Raw genomic sequence first — 23,295 nt, 5'->3', positions numbered from 1 at the left:
GCGGGGTGGGGTTTTCCCCCGTCGGCGGAGGGCGTGTACCGCATGGCGCGGAGGGTGCACGGCACGGCAGGCTGACCGTCATGACCGCTACCAGCTCAGCCGTCGACCGGGCCGACGGCACCGACCCTCTGCCTCCGATCCGGCCGGCGTACGACGCGCACACGTGGAAGGAGATCCTGTATCTCCTGCTGAACCTGCCGGTGGCGGTGTTCGGCTTCGTCTACGCGATCACTGTGCTGTCCGTCGGCGGGTCCCTGACGATCACCGTCGTCGGCCTGCCGCTGCTGGCGCTCAGTCTGCTGGGTGCCCGGCAGCTGGGGAAGCTGGAGCGGGCCCGCGCGCGAAGGCTGCTCGGGGTGCGGGTGGAGGAGCCGACCCCGCTGCCGCTCGCGAAGAGCGGCGCGCTGACGCAGCGGCTGTGGATGGCGCTGAAGGACCCGGTGGGCTGGCGGACGCTGCTGTACGACGTCATCCGGCTGCCCTGGGGCATCCTCACCTTCTGCACCGTACTGACCTCGCTGTTCGTGCTGTGGCCGGTGCTGCCGTACCTGGCGCGGGGCCTGGCGAACGTGGACCGCTTCCTGGTGCGCGGGCTGCTGTCGCCCTCGGACGAGCTGGAGCGCCGTATCGCCGAGCTGGAGTCGGACCGCGGGGTGGTGGTCGACACGGCCGCCGCCGATCTGCGGCGCATCGAGCGGGACCTGCACGACGGGGCCCAGGCGCGGCTGGTCAACCTGGCCATGGGGCTCGGTCTGGCCAAGGAGAAGCTGCTGGAGGATCCCGACTCGGCGGCGGCGATGGTGGAGGAGGCGCACGGCGAGGTGAAGCTGGCCCTCCAGGAGCTGCGCGACCTCGCCCGCGGCATCCATCCGGCCGTACTCACCGACCGGGGCCTGGACGCGGCCCTGTCCTCGGTCGCCACCCGCTGCACGGTGCCGGTGAAGGTGACCGTGACCCTGCCGGACCGCCCGGCACCGGCCATCGAGGGCATCGCCTACTTCACGGTCTCCGAGCTGCTGCAGAACATCAGCAAACACAGCGGGGCCCGCTCCGCGTCGGTGGACGTGTGGCGCGCGGAGGACCGGCTGCTCATCCAGGTCCAGGACGACGGCCGGGGCGGCGCCCGACTCCAGGACGGCACCGGCATGCGCGGCCTCGCGGAGCGCCTGGGCGCCGTGGACGGCCTGTTCGACCTCGACTCCCCACCCGGCGGCCCGACGGTGGTCACAGCCGAGCTGCCGTGGCGGGACCGCAGGGAGTAGCCGGCGGGTCCGTACCCGAGTGCCGGCGCCCGCGACCCCCTAAGGGGCGTGGGGACCTGCGCGACCGGCCACGACGGCCCCGCAGCGAGCCGACGGCAGAACCCCCTACGGCGATCCGCAACCAACGGCACCAAACCACCGCACCGAAGACAAGGTGGCCCAGCCGCCGGAGGCCATGGTGGGGAAAACCCCCGCCCCGAGACGCCGACGACCTCCATGGCCCGCGACCCCCCGGCGCACGACCCTGGAAACACGGCTGAACCGCCGCTCACACGACGAGAACGGGACGCGATCGATGGCCATGGAGTACGGACAGGGATACGGGCGGGAGGACGAACGGACCCGCACCGGCTTTCGGCTCCCTCCCGCCCTGCGGGCACCGTTCGAGGCGCGCAGCTGGCGCGAGTTCGGCTATGTCCTGCTGAGCCTGCCGATCTCGATCGTGCTGTTCACCTGGACGGTGACCATGGCGTCGCTCGGCGCGGGCCTGCTGGTGACCTTCCTCGGCGTCCCGGTCCTCGCGGCGGCGCTGGCCGGCTGCCGGGGTTTCGGCGCGTTGGAGCGGGCGCGGGCGCGCGGGCTGCTGCGGCTGGAGGTGGCCGAGCCCGAGCCGCTGCGGATGCGCAAGCCGGGCGTGCCGGCCTGGATGGGCGCGGTGCTCAAGAGCGGCACCTCCTGGCGGAACATGTTGTACGCGCTGGTGCAGTTCCCGTGGGCGGTGTTCTCGTTCTCGGTGGCGGTGAGCCTGTGGGCGACGGGCTGGACGCTGCTGACGTACCCGCTGTGGTTCTGGGTCTTCCCGGCATACGCCGGCCAGGGCGGCATCCAGCTGTACGGCGACCAGCACCACAGCGTCTATCTCGACAACCCCTTCGAGATCACCGTGACCGCGCTGGTGGGGATGCTGTTCACGCTGGCCACGCCGTGGATCGTACGGGCCCTGACGACGGTGGACGGACTGCTGGTCCGGGGCCTGCTGGGGCCCTCGCCGCTGTCGGCGCGGGTGGTGGAGCTGGAGTCGGACCGCGGGGTGGTGGTCGACACGGCCGCCGCCGATCTGCGGCGCATCGAGCGGGACCTGCACGACGGGGCCCAGGCGCGGCTGGTCAACCTGGCGATGGACCTGGGGCTGGCGAAGGAGAAGCTGCGGGAGGATCCGCGGGCGGCGGCGGCGATGGTGGAGGAGGCGCACGGCGAGGTGAAGACGGCGCTGCAGGAGCTGCGCGACCTCGCCCGCGGCATCCACCCGGCCGTGCTGACCGACCGCGGCCTGGACGCGGCGCTGTCCTCGGTCGCCTCGCGCTGCACGGTGCCGGTGCGGGTGGAGGTCGATCTGCCGGCCCGCCCGGCACCGGCCATCGAGGGCATCGCCTACTTCACGGTCTCCGAGCTGCTGCAGAACGTCAGCAAGCACAGCCGGGCCCGCTCCGCGTCGGTGGACGTGTGGCGCGCGGAGGACCGGCTGATGCTGCAGGTGATCGACGACGGCGTCGGTGGCGCGGACGCCTCCCGCGGCACGGGCCTGGCCGGTCTCGCCGGCCGCCTGGACGCGGTGGACGGCGTCCTCGTGGTGGACTCCCCGGAAGGCGGACCCACCCGGGTGATCGCGGAACTGCCCTGGCGCACCTGACGCGAGGACCCGGCCCGGCCTTTCCCGCCTCCGCCCCGGGGGCGGGATTGTGCTGGTGCCGCGAGCGGCGCGTACCGAATGCTGGAATGCTGGACCCCCGTACGAGACCTGCGTAGGGACCATGGGGGGCCGGGAGATCGTGGAGGACAGGGTGCGGGTGGTCATCGCCGAGGACTCAGTGCTGCTCAGGGAGGGCCTGACCCGGCTGCTGACCGACCGCGGGCACGACGTCGTGGCCGGCGTCGGGGACGCGGAGGCCCTGGTGAAGACCGTCGCCGACCTGGACGCCCAGGGCGAGCTGCCCGACGTGGTGGTGGCGGACGTACGGATGCCGCCGACGCACACCGACGAGGGCGTACGGGCGGCCGTACGGCTGCGGAAGACCCACCCGGGGCTCGGGGTGCTGGTGCTGTCGCAGTACGTGGAGGAGCGGTACGCCACCGAACTGCTGGCCGGTTCCAGCCGGGGCGTGGGCTATCTGCTCAAGGACCGGGTCGCCGAGGTGCGCGAGTTCGTCGACGCGGTGGTGCGGGTGGCCCAGGGCGGTACGGCGCTCGACCCCGAGGTGGTCGCGCAGCTGCTCGGCCGCAGCCGCAAGCAGGACGTGCTGGCGGGGCTCACCCCGCGGGAGCGCGAAGTGCTGGGGCTGATGGCGGAGGGGCGCACGAACTCGGCGATCGCCAGGCAGCTGGTGGTCAGTGACGGCGCCGTGGAGAAGCACGTCAGCAACATCTTCCTGAAGCTCGGGCTGGCCCCGAGCGAAGGGGACCACCGGCGTGTTCTGGCCGTACTGACCTATCTGAACTCCTGATCCGAAGAACACTGTGTCAGCAGGGCGTCAGACGGTCCGGCTTCTGTGGGAAGTCCGGGTACCCGGATGGAAGACAGGAGGAGGCGACCGGGGAAGGACGCCCTGACACCTCAGTGCCGACTCGATGTCGTCCATTCTGTGGATCGCCTCGGGAAGGCGACCCTAACCGACGTAGGGTTGATCCTGGGATGGTCCGTGGGACGACCACGCCCCGGACAGCCGCCTCGAAGGAGGTCCAGTTCAGTGACCAGCCAGGTCAGCAGCCAGGCGGAGCAGACCGACGGAGCCGTCGTCGGAGAACAGCGCAAACCGGGCGGCGCCAAGGACGTGCGGCGCCTGGACCGGGTGATCATCCGGTTCGCGGGGGACTCGGGTGACGGCATGCAGCTCACCGGTGACAGGTTCACCTCGGAGACCGCGTCCTTCGGCAACGACCTCTCCACCCTGCCCAACTTCCCCGCCGAGATCCGCGCGCCCGCCGGCACCCTGCCCGGCGTCTCCAGCTTCCAGCTCCACTTCGCCGACCACGACATCCTCACTCCGGGCGACGCGCCGAACGTCCTGGTCGCGATGAACCCGGCCGCGCTGAAGGCGAACATCGGCGATCTGCCGCGCGGCGCCGAGATCATCGTCAACACCGACGAGTTCACCAAGCGCGCCCTGCAGAAGGTCGGCTACGACGCCTCCCCGCTGGACGACGGCTCGCTGGACGGCTACAACCTGCACCCGGTGCCGCTGACCACCCTCACGGTGGAGGCGCTGAAGGAGTTCGACCTCTCCCGCAAGGAGGCCGAGCGCAGCAAGAACATGTTCGCGCTGGGTCTGCTGTCGTGGATGTACCACCGGCCGACCGAGGGCACCGAGAAGTTCCTGAAGTCCAAGTTCGCGAAGAAGCCGCAGATCATGGCGGCGAACATCGCCGCGTTCCGGGCGGGCTGGAACTTCGGCGAGACGACGGAGGACTTCGCGGTCTCCTACGAGGTCGCCCCGGCCGCCAAGGCCTTCCCCGTGGGCACCTACCGCAACATCTCCGGCAACCTCGCCCTGGCCTACGGCCTGATCACCGCGTCCCAGCAGGCGGACCTGCCGCTGTTCCTGGGCTCGTACCCGATCACCCCGGCATCCGACATCCTGCACGAGCTGAGCAAGCACAAGAACTTCGGCGTGCGGACCTTCCAGGCCGAGGACGAGATCGCGGGCATCGGCGCGGCGCTGGGCGCGGCGTTCGGCGGTTCGCTCGCGGTGACGACGACGTCCGGTCCCGGGATCGCGCTGAAGAGCGAGACGATCGGGCTCGCGGTCTCCCTGGAGCTGCCGCTGCTCGTGGTCGACATCCAGCGCGGCGGCCCGTCCACGGGTCTGCCGACCAAGACCGAGCAGGCGGACCTGCTGCAGGCGATGTTCGGCCGCAACGGCGAGGCCCCGGTGCCGATCGTCGCGCCGAAGACGCCGGCGGACTGCTTCGACGCCGCCCTGGAGGCGGCACGGATCGCCCTGACCTACCGCACCCCGGTGATGCTGCTGTCCGACGGCTACCTGGCCAACGGCTCCGAGCCGTGGCGAATCCCCGACCTGCACGAACTGCCCGATCTGCGGGTGCAGTTCGCCTCCGGCCCGAACCACACCCTGGACGAGGGCACCGAGGTCTTCTGGCCGTACAAGCGCGACCCCGAGACCCTCGCCCGGCCATGGGCGCTCCCGGGCACCCCGGGACTTGAGCACCGCATCGGCGGCATCGAGAAGCAGGACGGCACGGGCAACATCTCCTACGACCCGGCCAACCACGACTTCATGGTCCGCACCCGGCAGGCCAAGGTCGACGGCGTCGAGGTCCCCGACATCGAGGTGGACGACCCGCACGGCGCGACCACCCTGGTACTGGGCTGGGGCTCCACCTACGGGCCGATCACGGCGGCGGTACGGCGGCTGCGCCGCTCCGGCGAGGCGATCGCCCAGGCCCACCTGCGCCACCTCAACCCCTTCCCGCGGAATCTGGGTGAGGTCCTGAAGCGGTACGACAAGGTGGTCATCCCCGAGATGAACCTCGGGCAGCTCGCCACCCTGATCCGGGCGAAGTACCTGGTCGACGCCCACTCCTACACCCAGGTCAACGGCATGCCGTTCAAGGCGCAACAGCTCGCCGCGGCGCTGAAGGAGGCCATCGATGACTGACACCGGCAACGGGCTGCTGCAGCTGGTCCCCAAGGCCGAGGCCAAGCAGTCGATGAAGGACTTCAAGTCGGACCAGGAGGTGCGCTGGTGCCCGGGCTGCGGCGACTACGCGATCCTCGCCGCCGTGCAGGGCTTCATGCCGGAGCTGGGGCTGGCGAAGGAGAACATCGTCTTCGTCTCCGGCATCGGCTGCTCCTCCCGCTTCCCGTACTACATGAACACCTACGGGATGCACTCCATCCACGGCCGCGCCCCCGCCATCGCCACCGGCCTGGCCACGAGCAGGCGGGATTTGTCGGTGTGGGTGGTCACCGGTGACGGCGACGCGCTGTCGATCGGCGGCAACCACCTGATCCACGCCCTGCGCCGCAACGTCAACCTGAAGATCCTGCTGTTCAACAACCGGATCTACGGCCTGACCAAGGGCCAGTACTCGCCGACCTCCGAGCTGGGCAAGATCACCAAGTCGACGCCGATGGGCTCGCTGGACGCGCCGTTCAACCCGGTGTCGCTGGCGATCGGCGCGGAGGCGTCCTTCGTCGCCCGCACCATCGACTCCGACCGCAAGCATCTGACCGAGGTGCTGCGCGCGGCCGCCGACCACCCGGGCACCGCGCTGATCGAGATCTACCAGAACTGCAACATCTTCAACGACGGCGCCTTCGACGCCCTGAAGGACAAGCAGCAGGCCGAGGAGGCCCTGATCCGGCTGGAGCACGGACAGCCGATCCGCTTCGGGGGCGCCGGCGCGCGCGGCGTCGTACGCAACCGGGTCACAGGTGACCTGGAGGTCGTCACGGTGACGCCGGAGAACGAGGCGGACATCCTGGTCCACGACGCCCACGCCGCGTCCCCGACCACCGCCTTCGCCCTCTCCCGGCTCGCCGACCCCGACACCCTGCACCACACTCCGATCGGTGTCTTCCGCTCGGTCGACCGGCCGGTCTACGACACGGCGATGGCCGAGCAGCTGGACACCGCGATCGAGCAGAAGGGCAAGGGCGACCTGGCCGCGCTGCTGGCGGGCGGGGACACCTGGACGGTCATCGGCTGAGGACGCCCTCGGCTTGGCTACGAGGCCCGGGACCGGACGTCCCGGGCCTCGTCGTATGCCCGGCGGGCGCCGAGGACGTCGTCCATGCGCCGCTCGGTCCACCGGGCCAGTGCGCGCACCTGCTCCGCCGCCTCGCGGCCCAGACCCGTCAGGGAGTAGTCGACGCGCGGCGGGATGACGGGCTTGGCGTCCCGGTGGACGAGACCGTCGCGCTCCAGGGTCTGGAGGGTCTGCGTGAGCATCTTCTCGCTCACGCCACGCCCGCCGAGACCGCTGATCGCCCGGCGCAGTTCGCTGAAGCGGTACGGGCGTTCGAGGAGCTGGATCAGCACCAGCACACCCCAGCGGCTGGTGATGTGCTCCAGGACCAGGCGGTGGGGGCACATGGCCTCGCCGTCACCCTTCCAGTCACTTACCGACATGACCGTACCTTACTTCAAAGTGGCTACTTTCGTTTGGTTAGCGCCCATCCTAGGGTGAGTGTCAAACGAGAGTCACGGCACCCCACAAGGAGTTCTGAACCATGAGCATCGTCGTCACCGGAGCCACCGGACACCTCGGCCGGCACGTAGTGGAGCAGCTGCTGGAGAAGGTACCCGCGGAGCAGATCACCGCCGTCGTGCGCGACGAGGCGAAGGCCGCCGACTTCGCCTCCCGCGGGGTGAAGCCGGCCGTCGCCGACTACAACGCGCCCGAGACTTTCGACGGCCTGTTCGCCGCCGGTGACAAGGTGCTGCTGATCTCGGGCAACGAGTTCGACAGGGGCCGGGTGCAGCAGCACAAGGTCGTCATCGACGCCGCGCAGGCGGCCGGTGTGGCGCTGCTCGCCTACACCAGCGCCCCGGGCAGCCTCACCGCCGCGCTCGCGGACGACCACCGGGCGACGGAGGAGGTGCTGCTCGCCTCCGGCCTGCCGTACACCCTGCTGCGCAACGGCTGGTACCACGAGAACTACACCGAGAACCTGGCCCCGGTGCTGGAGCACGGCGCGGTCGTCCAGGCCGCCGGCGACGGGCGGGTCTCCTCGGCCGCCCGCGCCGACTACGCCGCCGCGGCGGTCGCGGTGCTGACCGGCGAGGGTCACGAGAACAAGACCTACGAGCTGGGCGGCGACGAGGCGTGGGGCTTCGCCGAGTACGCGGCCGAGCTGAGCCGGCAGACCGGCAAGGAGATCGTCTACAACGCGGTCTCCGTGGAGACCTTCGCCGACATCCTCACCGGCGCCGGGCTGCCCGGACCGCTGGCCACGATCCTGGCCGGCGTGGACGCCTCGATCGAGAAGGGCGAGCTGGTGGTCTCCTCCGGCGACCTGTCGCGGCTGACCGGCCGTCCCACCACCCCGCTGACGGAGGCGGTCACCGCCGCGCTCAAGGGCTGAGCGGCCCATGATCCACCGCGGCTGTCATGACCGTATGGCGATACGGCCATGACAGCCGCGGGTTTCGGCGCTACCTTCGTTCTCGCGTGTCTGATGCGAGAGGGAGGGCCCGGTGGCCGGGAAGTCCAAGGGTGAGCACCGAATAGGCCTGCTGAACGGCTTCGCCGCCTACGGCATGTGGGGCCTGGTGCCCCTGTTCTGGCCTTTGCTGAAGCCCGCCGGGGCGGTGGAGATCCTCGCTCACCGCATGGTGTGGTCCCTGCTCGTCGTCGCCGTCGCCCTGCTCTTCGTACGGCGCTGGGCGTGGGCCGGTGAGCTGCTGCGCCGGCCGCGCCGGCTCGCGCTCGTCGCCGTGGCCGCCGCCGTCATCACCGTGAACTGGGGCGTCTACATCTGGTCCGTGAACTCCGGTCATGTGGTCGAGGCCTCCCTCGGATACTTCATCAACCCGCTGGTGACCATCGCGATGGGCGTGCTGCTGCTCAAGGAGCGGCTACGGCCCGTGCAGTGGGCGGCGGTCGCCACCGGCCTCGCCGCCGTCGTCGTCCTGACCATCGGCTACGGCCGCCCGCCGTGGATCTCGCTCGTGCTCGCGTTCTCCTTCGCCACCTACGGCCTGGTCAAGAAGAAGGTCGCCCTCGGCGGCCTGGAGTCGCTGGCTGCCGAGACCGCGATCCAGTTCCTGCCCGCACTCGGCTATCTGCTGTGGCTCGGCGCGCACGGCAAGGCCAGCTTCACGAGCGGCGGGACCGGGCACGCCGCCCTCCTCGCCTCCACCGGCCTGGTCACCGCACTGCCCCTGGTCTGCTTCGGCGCGGCGGCCATCCGCGTGCCGCTGTCCACACTCGGCCTGCTGCAGTACCTGGCTCCCGTCTTCCAGTTCCTGCTCGGCATCCTGTACTTCCACGAGGCCATGCCGCCCGAGCGCTGGGCCGGATTCGCGCTGGTCTGGCTGGCCCTGATGCTGCTCACGGGCGACGCCCTGCGCTCGGCGCGGCGGACCAGGCAATCGCTCGTGGTGGCACGCGGCGACCGGGCCGAGTCCGCGGCGGTGGAGGCCTGACGGCCATTGTCAGTGCCGCGCGCTATAAGTGGCGACCATGTCGACACAGACGCCCGCACCACTGCACTGGAAGCTCGTCATCGACGCGGCCGACCCGCACGCCCAGGCCGACTTCTGGGCCGCCGCGCTGCACTACACGGCCGAGGACAACAGCGCCCTCGTCGAGCGGTTGCTGGCGGCCGGAGCGCTGCCCGGCGGGGCGACCGTCGAGTACCACGGCCGCCCGGCCTTCCGTGACCTGATCGCCGTACGGCATCCCGAGGATCCGTACGACCCGGACACCGGCACGGGGCTGGGCCGGCGCCTGCTCTTCCAACGTGTCCCGGAACCGAAGACGGTCAAGAACCGGCTCCACCTCGACCTGCACGCCGGCCCGGAACGGCGCGCGGCGGAGGTGGCACGCCTGGAGGGGCTGGGCGCGCGGGTGGTTCGCGAGGTGAAGGAGCCGGGCGGGCAGTGGCTGGTGATGACGGACCCGGAGGGCAACGAATTCTGCCTGCAGTAGGCGCGTTGCCCGGCGCCGGGTGCCACAGGTTACGACTGTGCGGCGCGGGCCGCCCGGTCGGTCAGGCGGACCATGCGGGCGCGGGCGGACTCCAGCGGGCGCGGGTCGTCGGCGGCGGGACCCGGCTCGGTGGTGAGGTCCGCCCACAGTGCGATGAGGTCGCGGCCCAGTCGCAGGCCCTCCTCGGGATCGCGCACCGCGCGCCACGCGGTCGCCGCGCTCTGCACGTTGCCGTAGGCGGCCTCCGCGTCCCGCGCCTGCCGGCGCAGCCGCGCGAGGTCCAGGGACTGCCGGCAGGCGCCGACCGGATCGCCTCCCAAGTAGGCGATGTAGGCCGACAGTTCGCGCAGGTGCAGCACCTCGGCATGGCCGGGGCCCAGCACGGTGGCCGCATCGGCGACCGTACGGTCGGCGAGCTGCGCCGCCGCCTCGATACGGCCGGATCGCACGGCCTCGTTGATCCGCGTCATCGGCTCGGTGAGCAACTCGGCCCCCTCCGCGGTCTCGGTCACGGGCTCGTCCCCGAGCACCTCCTCGGCGACGGCGTCGAAGCCCCGGGCGGGGGTCGGGGTCGGGGTGGTGGGGGCGGGCTCGGGCTCGGGGACGTAGGCGACGGGCGCCGGGGCCTTGGTGACCGGCATGACCGGCGCGGGGCCGAACTGTCCCGTCGGCGCCTGCACGGTCCCGGCCGGCACGGACGCCGACTGCTTCGGCGGGGACGCCTCCCGCACGCCCTCCGACGAAGGGTCGGCCGCCTGCGAAGGCACGGCCGCCTGCAAAGCCCCTGCCGCCGGTGGAGGGGCGTCCGCCGTGGTCGGCCGCTCCGGCGAAGCCGCGCCCGCGGCATCAGACTTCGCCGGTGCGGCCACGCGTACCGCCTGCCCCGTGACCCTGCTGGAGCCGTCCGCCGAGACCTCCAGGGGAACCACGCAGCCCGCCAAGTCGTCGCGGATCGTGGCGCGTATGGGGGCGCCGAGGCTTATGGCCAGACGCTGGAGGTGGTTGAGGACGGCCTGCTGGATCTCCTCCCCCGGCGACGCCACCACCGACGTCCCGCCCACCGACGCGCCTCCCGCGCCGAACACCCGGACCGGTACCACCGCCGGATGCGCCATGGGCTGCTGTGCCTGCTTCTTCTCGAAGCTGACTCGAGACATCGGCTTTCCCTCACTCCCCCGGCGTCGCGATCCGGTCGTACGCGTCCTGCCGACCAGTGTGTCGGTTCGCTTCGCTTTCCGCGTCACCGCAGCGTCACAGCCTCGCACCAGCCGCACCCTGGCGCGCATTACTTGCTTGTGCATAAAATGCACACGCCTCTATCTTTGTACGACCGCACACCCCGGGGGATCCCATGAGCCGTCGTTTTCTCTTCGTCCTGGGCAGCGCCCGCGCCGAGGGCAACACCGAACTGCTGGCCCGCGCGGCGGCCGAGCAGTTGCCCGCTGACACCGAACAGCGCTGGATCCGCCTGGCCGAGCACCCGCTGCCCGACTTCGTGGACCTGCGGCACGACAGCGACCACGTACGACCGCCGTCGGACAGCGCGACCGGGCTGCTGCTGGACGCCACCCTGGCGGCCACGGACATCGTGATCGCCTCGCCGCTGTACTGGTACTCGGTGTCCGGCCTCACCAAGCGCTACCTCGACTACTGGTCGGCCTGGCTGCGCACCCCGGACGTCGACTTCAAGGCGACCCTGGCCGGGCGCACCCTCTGGGGCATCGCCGCGCTCGCCCACGCCGAGCAGTCGGTCGCCGAGCCCTACACCGGCACGCTCAACAACTCGGCCGCCTACATGGGGATGCGCTTCGGCGGCGTCCTGCTGGGCAACGGCAGCGCTCCGGGTGACGTACTGAAGGACACCGATGCGCTGGCACGCGCCAAGACCTTCTTCGCCCAGGACGCCCCCTTCGCACGTTTCCCGTACGACATCGCCTGAGACGGCCCAGAGGGATCAGGCACTGATGTCCTTCGTCGTGAACCGCGCCCAGGCCGCCGAGCCGAACACCGCCGCGTACAGCGCCTGCAGGCCGAGGTTCTTCACCAGGTCGTCCCAGTAGACGGGGTCGCGCACCAGGTCGGCGAAGGACAGCCAGTAGTGCGAGAAGAGGTACGGCCGCAGCGCGTGCAACTGGGGTATCTGGTCGAGGATCTGGACCGTGATGACCAGGCCGACGGTGGTCGCCATCGCCGCGATGCCGCTGTTCGTGAGGGTCGACACGAACAGACCGAGCGCCGCCACGCCGACCAGTGAGGCGGCGACCACCAGGGCGATCAGCAGGGCCCGGCCGAGGCCCTCGGCATAACTGATCTGCGTGCCGGATATGGTCGTCAGGTCGCCCAGCGGGAAGAGCAGCGCGCCCACGATCAGCGCCGAGCCGGCGACGACCAGCGTGGCCAGCAGACAGAAGGCCATCACCGTCGTGTACTTGGTGAGCAGCAGCCGGGTGCGGCCGGCCGGGGCGACGAGCAGATAGCGCAGGGTGCCCGCCCCCGCCTCGCCGGCTATCGCGTCGCCCGCGACGACCCCGACCGCCATCGGCAGGAAGAACGGCAGGGTCGCGGCCAGTGCCGTGAACACCAGGAAGAGGCCGTTGTTGGTGATCTGCGTCATGAACGCCGGGCCCTGGCCGCTGTGGTCCACCGTCCTGCCGCCCCGCGTCTGGATCTTCACCGCGATCCCGACCAGCACCGGCACGGCGGCCAGCACCCCGAGCAGGGCGAGCGTGCGCCAGCGGCGGAGGGTCGTGACGAGTTCGCTGCGCAGCAGCCCGAACGTCCACAGCGGGCTCGGCCGACGCACTGCGGATGCGGGGGCCGTCCCGGACCTGGGACCCGTACCGCTCACCGAGGCCGTGTCAGCCCGCGACATCGAAGCCCTCCCCCGTCAGTGCCACGAACGCGTCCTCCAGCGAGGCCCGTTCGACCGTGAACCCCCGGACCCGGACCCCCGCCGCGACCAGGGCCGCGTTCACCTCGGCGAGGTCCCGCCCGGGTGGCTCGCCGGTGACCCGGTCGCCGTCGGCGGTGACGTCCCCGACCCCCTGCTCCTTCAGCACCCGGGCCGCCTCGGCCGGATCCGGGGTGGTCACCACCAGCCGGCCGCGCGCCCCGGCCGCCAGGTCGGCCACCGCGCCCTGGGTGATGAGCCGGCCCCGCGCCATGACCGCCGCGTGGGTGCAGACCTGCTCGATCTCGTCGAGGAGGTGGGAGGAGAGGAAGACGGTCGTGCCGTCGGCAGCCAGCTCCCGGATCAGGGCGCGGATCTCGCGCATGCCCTGCGGGTCGAGACCGTTGGTGGGCTCGTCCAGGACGAGCAGCCGGCGCGGCTGGAGCAGCGCGGCGGCCAGGCCGAGGCGCTGTCTCATGCCCAGCGAGTACGCCTTCGCCTTCTTGCCCGCGGCGGCCGCGAGGCCCACCCGGTCCAGGGCGGCGGCGACGCGGGCGTGCCGGGTGCGCGGGTCGGCGGTCGGGTCGGCGGCGTCGTAGCGCAGCAGGTTGTCCCGGCCGGAGAGGAAGCCGTACAGCGCGGGGCCCTCGATGAGCGCGCCGACCTGCGGGAGGACGGACCGGTCCGCTCGGGGCATCGGGCGGCCCAGCACGTGTGCCGTGCCCGCCGTGGGCTCGATCAGGCCCATCAGCATGCGGATGGTGGTCGTCTTGCCCGAGCCGTTCGGACCGAGGAAGCCGAAGACACTGCCCGCCGGGACGGTCAGGTCGAGGCCGTCGACGGCGAGCTGTCCGCCGCGGTAGCGCTTGGTGAGGCCGCGGGTGGCGATGACGCTCGCCTCCGTCGGCCCCGGAGCAGGCTTCCCCGCGGCCTCCGCCTGCCCGGGGGCACGCTTCCGCGCCTCCCCCGCCTCCCGCTCCATGGCGGACGGTCCGTCCATCGGCTCCCCCTCGATCCGCGCCTCCCTTGAAGAGTGAACGTACGGTCACGGTCCGTAGTTCCCGGACGGGGTCACTTTCCCGCGTTCGCCGCCTTCACCAGGGCGTCCTTGGTCACCGCGCCGGCGTAGACCTTGCCGTCGTCGGTGATCAGGGCGTTGACCAGGCGGGTGGAGAAGACCGTGCCCTTGCCGAACTTGCCGGAGACCTTGTCGCCGAGCGAGCCGAGGAAGCCGCCGAGGTCACCGCCCCGGGAGCCGGTCGGCAGGCCGCCCTTGGCGCCGCTGTCGAAGGTGGCGATGGACGTCCAGCCCTTGCCCAGGACATCGGCGCCGTTCATGCCCTTGGCGAAGTCCTCGCCGGGCTGGGCCGCGTGCTTGCGAGCCGCGGAGTCCTGCTTCTCCTCCGTCGCCTTGGCGCCCTTGGGCGGGGTGAAGGCGAAGGTGGAGCCGGCCGGCCGGCCGAAGGTGACCTGGGTGAAGCCCACGTCGAGGACGGCGGCGCCGCCGCTCTTCGGCGTCAGCGTGAACTTCAGCGGCATGCCCGTCTTCGCGTCGACGGCGATGCTGATGGCGCCCACCGTGGTGCCGGACTGCCTGGGCTTGATCAGCAGCTTGTAGGCGTCGCGGCCGGCGACCCGCTCGGTGCCGTCGACCGTGACGGACGTGGTGCCGTCCACCGACTTCAGCGCCTGGTCGGCGAAGTCCTTCGGCGTGGCCGGGGTCTCGGCCTTGCGGTCCTTGCCGGAGTCGGCCGAGGTGCCGTGGTACACCTCGTTGGTCCTGCTGTTGTAGCCCCATACGTTCTTGCCGTTGTGGATGAGGCTGTACTCGGAGCCGCTCTCCAGCAGCGACAGCTTCTGCTTCTCGGGCCCGTCGGCGGCGACGCGCAACGTGTGCGTGCCGGAGACCAGCGAGGTGAACTGGGACTGCGGGTCGGCGGAGGAGCCGTCGCCGGAGCCCTTGCCGGCGCCGGGGGCCAGGTTGTTCGCCAGGCCACCGAGGTCGGGCAGGCCGAGGTCGGTGTCGGTGCGCACGGTGCCGGACAGCTGCTGCACGTCCGACTTGGCGATCTTCTCGATGAGCTGCTGTGCGGTGATCCTGGGCAGGTCGGGGTCACCGGAAGCGGCGAGCGCCGGGACCAGACCGATCGTGGCCGCGGCGACCCCCACCACGGCGACCGGGACCGCGTAACGGGCCGTCCTGCGGCGTCGGGCGTGCCGCTCCTCGTCCCGAGCGGCGTCCACTGCGTCGTCGGATTCGTACGGTGCCATGTGTGCCTTACCTCCGTCGTCGGCGGCGGCTGTTCTCACGCTGGTCCATCAGAGCCGCCATTCTCACCCGAATCGGTGAGGGGTGGTGAATTCCGTGGTTTCCATCTCACCAAATCGGCCATGAAGAAGCGTCAGACCTCGGGGCCAACTCCGCATACGACTGGGGTATGACACGCGGGAGCAGGAACTCCCCCAACCCGTAGGGGTCTCACCGGAAAGGGGGGCCGTACGGGAGCGCGGGGGGCGTACGGACTCATGGGCGTACGGATCGCAGAGCTGGAGGAGTTGCGCGACGGGCGGCCGGAGGCATGCCGAGGGCGCCGACCCAGCGGCCCGTGGAACGGCCTGAGCGCGGCGAGGGGCACGGCTGGAGACATCCCGGGGCTCGCGGGCTGAACGCGGCGAGTCGCACGGCCGGAAACGCGGAGTGACGGACAGCCGGAAGCGTGCCCCGGGCGCACGGCCTGAACGCTGCGAGGCGCACGGCCGGAATCCCGGCGCGACGGAGGACCCGCAATCGCGCCCGGGGCGCGGCCGGAGCTGTGGTGCGGTGTGTGACAGGCGTCCGGTCAGCCGGCGCGGTGGACCACCGCGTCGCACAGCTCCATCAGCGCGGCCTTGGCGTCGCACTCGCGCAGCGGCGCCAGCGCGGCCCGCGCCTCCTCCGCGTACCGCACGGTGTCCCGGCGGGCCTGCTCCAGCGCGGGGTGGGCGCGCAGCGCGACCAGCGCCTCGGCGTGTCGGGCGTCGTCACTGAGATCGGAGTCCAGCAGCTCGCACAGGGCGATGTCCTCGGCCAGGCCGAGCCGGGCCGCCCGCTCGCGCAGCCGGAGCACGGGCAGGGTCGCGATGCCCTCGCGCAGGTCGGTGCCCGGGGTCTTGCCGGACTCTTGCGAGTCGGAGGCGATGTCCAGGACGTCGTCGGCGAGCTGGAAGGCGACCCCGAGCCGCTCGCCGTACTGGGTGAGCACGTCCACGACCGTCTCGTCGGCACCGGACATCATCGCGCCGAACCGGCACGAGACCGCCACCAGCGAGCCCGTCTTTCCGCCGAGCACGTCCAGGTAGTGCTCGACCGGGTCACGGCCGTCGGAGGGACCGGCGGTCTCCAGGATCTGGCCCGTGACCAGCCGCTCGAAGGCGAGGGCCTGCACCCGGACCGCCTCGGGGCCGAGGTCGGCGAGGATCTGGGAGGCGCGGGCGAAGAGGAAGTCGCCGGTGAGGACCGCGACGGAGTTGCCCCAGCGGGTGTTGGCGCTGTCCACGCCGCGCCGCACGGCTGCCTCGTCCATGACGTCGTCGTGGTACAGCGTGGCCAGGTGGGTCAGCTCCACGACCACGGCCGAGGGCACGATGCCCGGCGCGTAGGGATCGCCGAACTGGGCCGCGAGCATTACGAGCAGCGGCCGGAACCGCTTCCCGCCGGCTCGTACGAGGTGCTGCGCGGCCTCCGTGATGAACGGGACCTCGCTCTTGGTGGCCTCGAGCAAGCCTTCCTCGACAGCCGCCAATCCGGCCTGGACATCGGCTTCCAGAGCCTGGTCCCGCACGCTCAGCCCGAACGGCCCGACGACGGTCACGAGGGGTCTCCTGTCTGCTGGTGTCTGCTGGCGATTACACGGTTTGTCGATAGGTCGCTGCCATCACTCAAGTCAGCGTATCCGGTCCCTGTTCGATCACCGATAGCGCCCACCGGTCCAGCCTGGGCGGTATCAGATCACGACCGGTATGTTTTTGATCAAGTAATAAGAGCGGACATTTGTCGACTTAACAGGAACCCACACACTTTGTCGCGAACCGAGGGGCGAGCGGAGTAATGCCTACACCCCGGACAACGACGGGCGCCACACCGGGGGTTCCGTCACGGGTTCCGCCATGGGCTCCGTCACGGCGTCCGCCGCGGGCTTCCACCGATCCACTCGAATCCATCTTGTCCGATTTGAAATACTTTGTTATTTAGTGAATTGGGTCACGGTGACCTCTGGCACCGAACGCCCACCGAACCCCCTTCCCCCCTTGCACCGTCCGCGAGTTGAGGGTTGGCAGCCGCAAAGGATCAAGTACCCCATATGACACAGACCAAGGTCAAATAGTGCATTGTGCGCATCAGGTACTTGTTTCGGACATGTGCTCTCGCATACGTTCCGGGCCGTCGGGCGGACGCCGAATCCTGCCGCCGCCCGTGTGACCCATCGACGAACTCATTCGTACGGCAGGAGCGGGGGACCCAGGTAAGTCGCCTGACCGGTCGGCATACGCCGCACCGGGACGGCTAGGGGTGAAGCCGTGCCTTCTCACGAAGGCGCGGCCGGGCACCTCCCCGCCCGAACCCGACAGCTCACCTCGTAGGCGACGGAGAGGACTTCCCATGCCTTCTGCCGCTCGGCACCGCCGCCCCCGCACCAACCGTCTCACCCGCACCCTCGCCGTCGTCGGCACCGGAGCCGCCGTCCTCGCCCTGCCGCTCATCGGCGCCGCCGGCGCCTCCGCGGCCACCGGCACGACGACCACCAAGCCGGCCTCCACCACCCTCGCCGGGTACCCGAACAACCTCGACGGCTGGATCCGCCACTCCCTCGCGATCATGGCCCAGAAGGGCATCCCGGGCACCTACAACGGCATCTACCGCAACATCATGCGGGAGTCCTCCGGTAACCCGTACGCCATCAACCTCTGGGACTCCAACGCCGCCAAGGGCATCCCGTCCAAGGGGCTGCTCCAGGTGATCGACCCGACCTTCAACGCGTACCACGTGGCAGGCACCGCCCTCAATCCGTACGACCCGGTCGCCAACATCACCGCGGCCTGCAACTACGCCGCCGCCCGGTACGGGTCCATCGACAACGTGTCCAGCGCGTACTGACCGGTCCCGCCGGCCGGCACGGCATCGGCCGCCCGGTGCGCCCACACCTGACGGAGGGGCGCACCGGGCGGCCGTCGCTTCTTCCCGAGACGGTCGTGCACCAGGACGCCGACTACGGGCCGGGGACGGCTGCGTACGGACCGAGGACGGCCGCGTACTGATGTGCCGGTCAGTCGGTCGGGAACAGCCTTTCGAGGACGACGGCGATGCCGTCGTCCTCGTTCGACAGAGTGATCTCGTCGGCCACCGCCTTCAGTTCGCCATGCGCGTTGGCCATGGCGACCCCATGTCCCGCCCAGTCGAACATCGGGATGTCGTTGGGCATGTCGCCGAACGCCAGCGCCTCCTCCGCCGCGACCCCGAGCCGCTCGGCAGCCAGCGCGAGACCGGTCGCCTTGGTCACCCCGGACGGCTGGAGCTCTACGGTCCCCGGCCCCGACATGGTGACCGTGGCCAGCGAGCCCACCACCGCGCGCGCCGCTTCCGCCAACTCGTCGTCCGACAGGAATGCGTGGCGCAGCAGCACCTTGCTGATCGGCGCGCACCACAAATCGTCGCGCCGGCCGACCCGCACCGCGGGCAGGGTCGGGTGCGGCATCCGGTACCCGGGCTCGATGAGCGTGAGCCCGTCGACCCCGTCCTGGTCGACGGCCGCGTACACCTGCCCCACCTCGGCCTCGATCTTGCCGAGCGCCGTCTCGGCCAGCTCCCGGTCCAGCCGGACCGACCACAGCAGGCGGCCGGTCCCGGCGTCGTACACCTGTGCACCCTGTCCGCACACCGCGAGCCCCGTGCAGCCGAGGTGCGCCAGCAGCGGCCGCACCCGCGGGGCCGGGCGGCCCGTCACCACCAGGTGCCGGGCACCGGCCCGCGCCCCCCGCGCGAGCGCGGCGAGCGACCGGTCGGAGACGGTGTCGTCGCCGCGCAGCAGTGTTCCGTCCAAGTCGGTGGCGATCAGTGAATATGTGGGGGAGGCTGCCATGATCAGAGAATACGGATACTGAGCCCCACCGACTCACCTTGTCGCCCTGCGCACTTACGTACTGGTCCACCCCAAGTAGTGCCCGTCGGCTCCTCGTTGAGAAGGGCGACAGGGCTTGCAGGAGGTCTCAGCCGTGGGCCGCCGCCAGGTGTTTCGTCAGGCGCGGTGAGGCGAACTCCGTGCCGCAGACGAAGCGCATCACCGGTCCGTACGACGACGCCGCCGGCAGACCGGTGAAGTACAGGCCAGGAACGGACGAGACGAAGCCGGGTCCGAGCTTCGGCGTGCCGCGGCTTACCGCGAGCCGGGTGCGCAGTTCGTGCCCGAGGAAGTCCATCGCCGCGATGTCGACCCGGTAGCCGGTGGCGGCGATGACATGGTCGGCGGTGAGCCGCTCGGTGTGCCCGCCGTGGGTGCGGACGGTGAGGACGGGGCTGCCGCCCGGTGCCTCGGCGTTCACGACCCGCTCCACGTCCTGCACCTGCACCGCGCTCTCGAAGCGCTCGCGCAGCCACCAGGCGCCGAGCGGACCGAGGACCCGGCGGACCAGGAAGTGGCGGGTGGCCTCGGGCAGGTAGCGGTAGGGGTGCGGGTAGTAGCTGAACGCCCACAGCGACCAGGCGCGTCCGAACGGGGACTCGGGGCGCAGCTTCGACTGCTTCCAGGGCGGCGCGCCGAAGGCGACCCGGCCGCGGCCGCGCGCGACGACACGCACGCGTGCCCCCGCCTCGGCGGCGAGCGCCGCCGTCTCCAGCGCGGACTGGCCCGCACCGACCACGATGAGCTCCTTGCCGGCGAAGCGGCTCAGGTCGTGGTGCTGGGAGCTGTGCGAGACCGGGCCGGTGGGCGCCGGACCGTCGGCCGCGGCTCCCGCGAGCTCCGCCGGCAGGTGCGCCAGGCCCGACAGGCCGGTGGCGACGACGACCGCGCGCGCGGTGAACATCTCCCCCGAGTCCAGCTTCAGCTCGAAGCCGCCGCTCTTGTCGCGGTCCACGGAGACGACCCGCACCCGCTCCAGGTCGGGGACGAGCTCGTGCTGGAACCACTCGCCGTAGCCGATGAACGTCCCCACCGGGATGATGTCCTCGTCGCCCACCAGGCGGCGGATGCCGGCCGCGTCGCAGTAGTCGCCGAGGGTGTGGCCGGGCTGTGGGCAGTCGAAATTCGAGGCGGCGGGCGTCGACTTCAGGAGCATGCCCTCGGGCATGTGGTCGCGCCAGCTGACCATGGGGTCGCCGAAGACGCGGACGGGGATACCGCGCGCCCGCAGATGGGCGGCGGTGGACAGGCCGAACGGCCCGGCCCCGATGATTGCAACCGGTCGAGTCACGAAGTCCCTCCCCAGGACATGGTGCGCCACTCTCTGTGTGGCTTTGCCTACTTCGTGGAGGTGCTGCTGCCGCGGCGGTTGGTCCGCCACAGCTGATAGAGGTGCTTCGCGCCCGGGCGCACGAAGCGGGCGAGCATCGTGAGGAACGGCAGCGGGTCGTCACCCGCGAGCCAGGCCAGCTCCGTCCCGCTCGCCTTCGCCGGCGCGTGCGGCGTCGTGTAGCCGCTGCGACGGTAGGCGAGAAGGGCGGGGAGGTCGATGTTCTCCACGATGTAGCGGTGGCCGGCGCGCTGTTCCCCCTCCGGAACGGGGCGGCCGGTCAGATTCAGGTGCATCGCGCGTACGACGTCCACACCCGACTCATTCTCGAAGAGCCGGAACTGGGCGCCCATGCGCGGGTTGAAGTCGAGGAGCTTGTACTGTCCGTCGCGCCGGTCGAAGCGCAGGTCGAGGTCGATGATGCCGCTGTAGCCGATCTGTTTGATGAAACGTGCGGCGAGGTCGGTGAGTTCCGGGTTGTCGACGACGTACGCGTTCGCCGTCATGCCGGCGTGCGGCGGCCATGAGCGGACCTTGACCCCGGTGAACAGGGCGACGGGGCTCGCGTCCTGGTCGAAGCAGGCGTGCACGATCCAGTCCTCGGCCTCCTCGCGCGGCAGGTACTCCTGGAGGATCACCCCCGGCCGCTCGCCCCAGTCGCGGGCGAGCGCGAGCAGGCCCTCGCGGGTGGCGATCCGCGTGGTGCCGTTGACTGCGGGCTGTTTGCGCCGGACGAACGCCTCACGGTTCTTGGCCACCACCGGGAAGCGGGCCGTGTCGGCGAAGGCGACGATGTCCTCGTACGACTCCGGGAACGCCGACGCGGGGCTCGCGATGCCGTGCTCCACACACAGTTCGTGCAGACCCTGCTTGCTGGCGAGCCGGCGCGGCAGCGAGGGGTCCACGCGCGGGAAGAGAAAGCAACCAGCCAGATCGTCCTGGTGCTCGGCGATCAGTACGGCGGCCTCCTCGTCGGTCGGGACGAGGACGGCGGGGCGGCCGATCCGGCGGCCGATCCGCAGCAGGCCCTCGACCAGGTGGCCCTGGTCCTCCGCACCGGTCGTCGGCCACACGAAGGCCTTCTTCAGATAACGGGAGGAGGCCGCGGGCGTGTACGCGTCCTCGGTGATGGCGTACATGGGCACGCCGAGCCGGCCCAGGCTGCGGATCGCGCCGACGCCGCCGTGGTGCAGCGGATAGTCGCCGAACTTGACGATCAGTCCTGGTACGTCCCGGTCCGCCTCGAACGGCACGCCGACGGTGTCTCCGGCCACGGGTCCCCCCACGTGTCCCCCCAATGGAACGGACCCACCCCGTCCGTGTCCCAAAGGACGCTAAGCCGGAATTGCCGCCTCCGACAAGGCCTATTCGGACATTGCGAACTCTTTAGACAGGGTGCGAGCAACCTTTCGAAGACCCTGTGACACACATCTTTCGGACACCGTGGCGGGTGCTGCAGAGGGCTCTGCCCAAGACACGCATCGCGGCCGTAACGTGTGGCGCGACTTCATGGAACGATCGCCATGCACGGCCCGGATGAGAGTGAGGCAGCACCCCATGCCCCCCTTCGACGTCCCCGAGGGCGACCCCTTCGGCCCGCACAACCTTCCCTATGGCGTGTTCTCGCCCTCCGGCAGCACGGAACGGAGGGTCGGTGTCCGGCTCGGGGACCAGGTCCTCGACGCGGGCGCCGCGGCCGCCGCCCTCGGCTCGCCGCACCACGCGCTGCTCGCGCGGCCCACCCTCAACGCGCTGCTGGCCGCCGGCCGCCCGGCCTGGTCGGAGGTACGACGCGCCGTCACGTCCTGGGTCACGGACCCCGCGCACCGCGAGGCCGTCGAGCCGCTGTTCCACCCCCTGTCCGAGGTGACCCTGCACCTGCCCTTCGAGGTGGCGGACTACGTCGACTTCTACTCCTCGGAGAACCACGCCCGTAACGTCGGCCGGATCTTCCGTCCGGACGCCGAGGACTCCCTCACGCCCAACTGGAAGCATCTGCCGATCGGTTATCACGGCCGCTCCGGCACGGTCGTCGTCTCCGGCACGGACGTCGTACGGCCGTCCGGGCAGCGCAAGGCCCCGGCCGACCCGGCGCCCGTGTTCGGCCCGTCGATCCGGCTGGACATCGAGGCCGAGGTCGGCTTCGTCGTGGGCGTGCCGTCCGAGCTGGGCAGGCCGGTCGCGCTCGGGGACTTCCGCGACCACGTCTTCGGGCTGTGCCTGCTGAACGACTGGTCCGCGCGGGACATCCAGGCCTGGGAGTACGTCCCCCTCGGCCCCTTCCTCGGGAAGTCCTTCGCGACCTCGGTGTCGGCATGGATCACCCCGCTGGGGGCGCTGGAGCACGCGCGCGTGGCGCCTCCGGAGCGCACGCACCCGCTGCTGTCCTACCTGGACGACTCGGCACCCGGTATCGAGCCCGGCGGCTACGACCTGCGGATCTCCGTCGCCATCAACGGCCACGTGGTCTCCGAGCCGCCCTTTTCGACCATGTACTGGACCGCCGCCCAGCAGCTCGCCCACATGACGGTGAACGGCGCCTCGCTGCGCACCGGCGACCTGTACGGCTCGGGCACGGTCAGCGGCCCCGAAGAGGCTCAGCGCGGCTCGCTGCTGGAGCTGACCTGGAACGGCCGCGACCCCCTCGAACTCCCGGACGGCAAGCGGACCTTCCTGGAGGACGGGGATGTGGTGACCCTGTCGGCCTGGGCCCCCGGCGCGCACGGGCGCCGAGTCGGGCTCGGGGAGGTCAGCGGGCGGGTCGTGTCGGGCTGACCGGCAGCTCGTAGCAGGACACCATCCCGGCGTTCGGCCTGTGCGCGGTCACCAGCGTCCCGGCAGGGACGCGCTGACCGCGCCGACCCGGGAAACCCTCCGCACCACCGGGCTCGCGGCACGCCGCCTCGCTGCCACCGGTCGCCCGCCACCGTGAGGCGCCCGAACCCACCGAGGGAGAACAGGGACTCCATGGCCTGGGCAGCGGCCCTGGGGTTCCGAGCGGACGCCGTACTGGAGGCGGTGCGGCAGGCCTTCCGGGACCCGGAG

20 protein-coding genes and 1 riboswitch are annotated in these 23,295 nt (G+C 71.1%); of the genes, 11 read left to right on the top strand and 9 right to left on the bottom strand.

All coding sequences use genetic code 11. From position 1 onward, the window contains the following. Positions 1–80: 80 nt before the first annotated feature. The 5 genes from ACZ5NH_RS23840 to ACZ5NH_RS23820 all read left to right on the top strand — a co-directional run bounded on the left by ACZ5NH_RS23840 (position 81) and on the right by ACZ5NH_RS23820 (position 6,929). On the top strand, positions 81–1,262 hold the full coding sequence (locus ACZ5NH_RS23840) for a sensor histidine kinase (RefSeq protein ID WP_468777924.1): 1,182 nt from the start codon (positions 81–83) through the stop codon (positions 1,260–1,262). Positions 1,263–1,557: 295 nt separating this feature from the next. Beyond that, a complete protein-coding gene (locus ACZ5NH_RS23835) occupies positions 1,558–2,892 on the top strand; it encodes a sensor histidine kinase (RefSeq protein WP_468777922.1) in 1,335 nt (444 codons plus the stop codon). Between the two features lie 121 nt (positions 2,893–3,013). After that, on the top strand, positions 3,014–3,703 hold the full coding sequence (locus ACZ5NH_RS23830; protein ID WP_468777920.1) for a LuxR C-terminal-related transcriptional regulator: 690 nt from the start codon (positions 3,014–3,016) through the stop codon (positions 3,701–3,703). Between the two features lie 243 nt (positions 3,704–3,946). Beyond that, positions 3,947–5,875, top strand: a complete 1,929-nt coding sequence (locus tag ACZ5NH_RS23825) for a 2-oxoacid:acceptor oxidoreductase subunit alpha (RefSeq protein ID WP_468777918.1) — start codon at positions 3,947–3,949, stop codon at positions 5,873–5,875. After that, positions 5,868–6,929, top strand: coding sequence for a 2-oxoacid:ferredoxin oxidoreductase subunit beta (locus ACZ5NH_RS23820; RefSeq protein ID WP_468777916.1), 1,062 nt, complete (start codon positions 5,868–5,870; stop codon positions 6,927–6,929). Before ACZ5NH_RS23825 ends, ACZ5NH_RS23820 begins: the two co-directional genes overlap by 8 nt. A 17-nt stretch (positions 6,930–6,946) precedes the next feature. Here the strand turns inward: ACZ5NH_RS23820 and ACZ5NH_RS23815 are convergent, their stop codons facing one another. Continuing rightward, positions 6,947–7,351 carry a winged helix-turn-helix transcriptional regulator gene (locus tag ACZ5NH_RS23815; RefSeq protein ID WP_468777915.1) on the bottom strand — a complete coding sequence of 135 codons (405 nt, stop codon included), beginning with the start codon at positions 7,349–7,351 and terminating at the stop codon, positions 6,947–6,949. Positions 7,352–7,452: 101 nt separating this feature from the next. Between ACZ5NH_RS23815 and ACZ5NH_RS23810 the strand changes: the two genes are divergently transcribed. From ACZ5NH_RS23810 to ACZ5NH_RS23800, 3 genes are all read left to right on the top strand, one after another. After that, positions 7,453–8,307: an SDR family oxidoreductase gene (locus ACZ5NH_RS23810; RefSeq protein ID WP_468777913.1), complete on the top strand. Its 855-nt coding sequence runs from the start codon at positions 7,453–7,455 to the stop codon at positions 8,305–8,307. 112 nt (positions 8,308–8,419) lie between these two features. Beyond that, positions 8,420–9,370 carry an EamA family transporter RarD gene (rarD, locus tag ACZ5NH_RS23805; RefSeq protein ID WP_468777911.1) on the top strand — a complete coding sequence of 317 codons (951 nt, stop codon included), beginning with the start codon at positions 8,420–8,422 and terminating at the stop codon, positions 9,368–9,370. Positions 9,371–9,407: 37 nt separating this feature from the next. Next, positions 9,408–9,875, top strand: coding sequence for a VOC family protein (locus ACZ5NH_RS23800; protein ID WP_388619461.1), 468 nt, complete (start codon positions 9,408–9,410; stop codon positions 9,873–9,875). 29 nt (positions 9,876–9,904) lie between these two features. Here ACZ5NH_RS23800 and ACZ5NH_RS23795 read toward each other — a convergent pair whose 3' ends face one another. Beyond that, on the bottom strand, positions 9,905–11,032 hold the full coding sequence (locus ACZ5NH_RS23795; protein WP_468777909.1) for a hypothetical protein: 1,128 nt from the start codon (positions 11,030–11,032) through the stop codon (positions 9,905–9,907). Between the two features lie 194 nt (positions 11,033–11,226). On the opposite strand from ACZ5NH_RS23795, the gene ACZ5NH_RS23790 reads away from it, so the two are divergent. Further along, entirely contained in the window at positions 11,227–11,814 is a 588-nt protein-coding gene (locus tag ACZ5NH_RS23790; RefSeq protein WP_388619457.1) for a flavodoxin family protein, read from the top strand. Positions 11,815–11,829: 15 nt separating this feature from the next. Here the strand turns inward: ACZ5NH_RS23790 and ACZ5NH_RS23785 are convergent, their stop codons facing one another. The 4 genes from ACZ5NH_RS23785 to ACZ5NH_RS23770 all read right to left on the bottom strand — a co-directional run bounded on the left by ACZ5NH_RS23785 (position 11,830) and on the right by ACZ5NH_RS23770 (position 16,616). After that, on the bottom strand, positions 11,830–12,747 hold the full coding sequence (locus tag ACZ5NH_RS23785; RefSeq protein WP_468777907.1) for an ABC transporter permease: 918 nt from the start codon (positions 12,745–12,747) through the stop codon (positions 11,830–11,832). Beyond that, the gene (locus ACZ5NH_RS23780; RefSeq protein ID WP_468777905.1) at positions 12,734–13,765 is read right to left on the bottom strand and encodes an ABC transporter ATP-binding protein; all 1,032 of its coding nucleotides are present in this window, start codon (positions 13,763–13,765) and stop codon (positions 12,734–12,736) included. Before ACZ5NH_RS23780 ends, ACZ5NH_RS23785 begins: the two co-directional genes overlap by 14 nt. A 71-nt stretch (positions 13,766–13,836) precedes the next feature. Then, a complete protein-coding gene (locus ACZ5NH_RS23775) occupies positions 13,837–15,036 on the bottom strand; it encodes a LolA family protein (RefSeq protein ID WP_468777903.1) in 1,200 nt (399 codons plus the stop codon). Positions 15,037–15,605: 569 nt separating this feature from the next. Continuing rightward, positions 15,606–16,616 (bottom strand): polyprenyl synthetase family protein, encoded by a 1,011-nt coding sequence (locus ACZ5NH_RS23770; RefSeq protein ID WP_388619446.1) that lies wholly within the window; start codon positions 16,614–16,616, stop codon positions 15,606–15,608. A 603-nt stretch (positions 16,617–17,219) separates the two neighbouring features. Further along, a riboswitch (cyclic di-AMP (ydaO/yuaA leader) is annotated at positions 17,220–17,401 on the top strand. 3 nt (positions 17,402–17,404) lie between these two features. Here ACZ5NH_RS23770 and ACZ5NH_RS23765 point away from each other — a divergent pair. Continuing rightward, entirely contained in the window at positions 17,405–17,899 is a 495-nt protein-coding gene (locus ACZ5NH_RS23765) for a transglycosylase SLT domain-containing protein (protein WP_468777901.1), read from the top strand. A gap of 169 nt (positions 17,900–18,068) precedes the next feature. Here ACZ5NH_RS23765 and ACZ5NH_RS23760 read toward each other — a convergent pair whose 3' ends face one another. The 3 genes from ACZ5NH_RS23760 to ACZ5NH_RS23750 all read right to left on the bottom strand — a co-directional run bounded on the left by ACZ5NH_RS23760 (position 18,069) and on the right by ACZ5NH_RS23750 (position 21,503). After that, positions 18,069–18,881 carry an HAD family hydrolase gene (locus ACZ5NH_RS23760; RefSeq protein ID WP_468777899.1) on the bottom strand — a complete coding sequence of 271 codons (813 nt, stop codon included), beginning with the start codon at positions 18,879–18,881 and terminating at the stop codon, positions 18,069–18,071. Positions 18,882–19,008: 127 nt separating this feature from the next. After that, on the bottom strand, positions 19,009–20,211 hold the full coding sequence (locus ACZ5NH_RS23755; RefSeq protein ID WP_468777898.1) for an FAD-dependent oxidoreductase: 1,203 nt from the start codon (positions 20,209–20,211) through the stop codon (positions 19,009–19,011). 47 nt (positions 20,212–20,258) lie between these two features. Continuing rightward, positions 20,259–21,503, bottom strand: a complete 1,245-nt coding sequence (locus ACZ5NH_RS23750) for a carboxylate--amine ligase (protein ID WP_388621014.1) — start codon at positions 21,501–21,503, stop codon at positions 20,259–20,261. Between the two features lie 304 nt (positions 21,504–21,807). Between ACZ5NH_RS23750 and fahA the strand changes: the two genes are divergently transcribed. Continuing rightward, positions 21,808–23,025, top strand: coding sequence for a fumarylacetoacetase (gene fahA / locus ACZ5NH_RS23745; RefSeq protein WP_468777896.1), 1,218 nt, complete (start codon positions 21,808–21,810; stop codon positions 23,023–23,025). The last annotated feature ends 270 nt before the right edge of the window (positions 23,026–23,295 follow it).

It is taken from the genome of Streptomyces sp. NPDC031426 (assembly GCF_055581585.1).
Note: the sequence above shows the minus strand (reverse complement) of the source record. Positions and strands in the feature narration are given on the sequence as shown.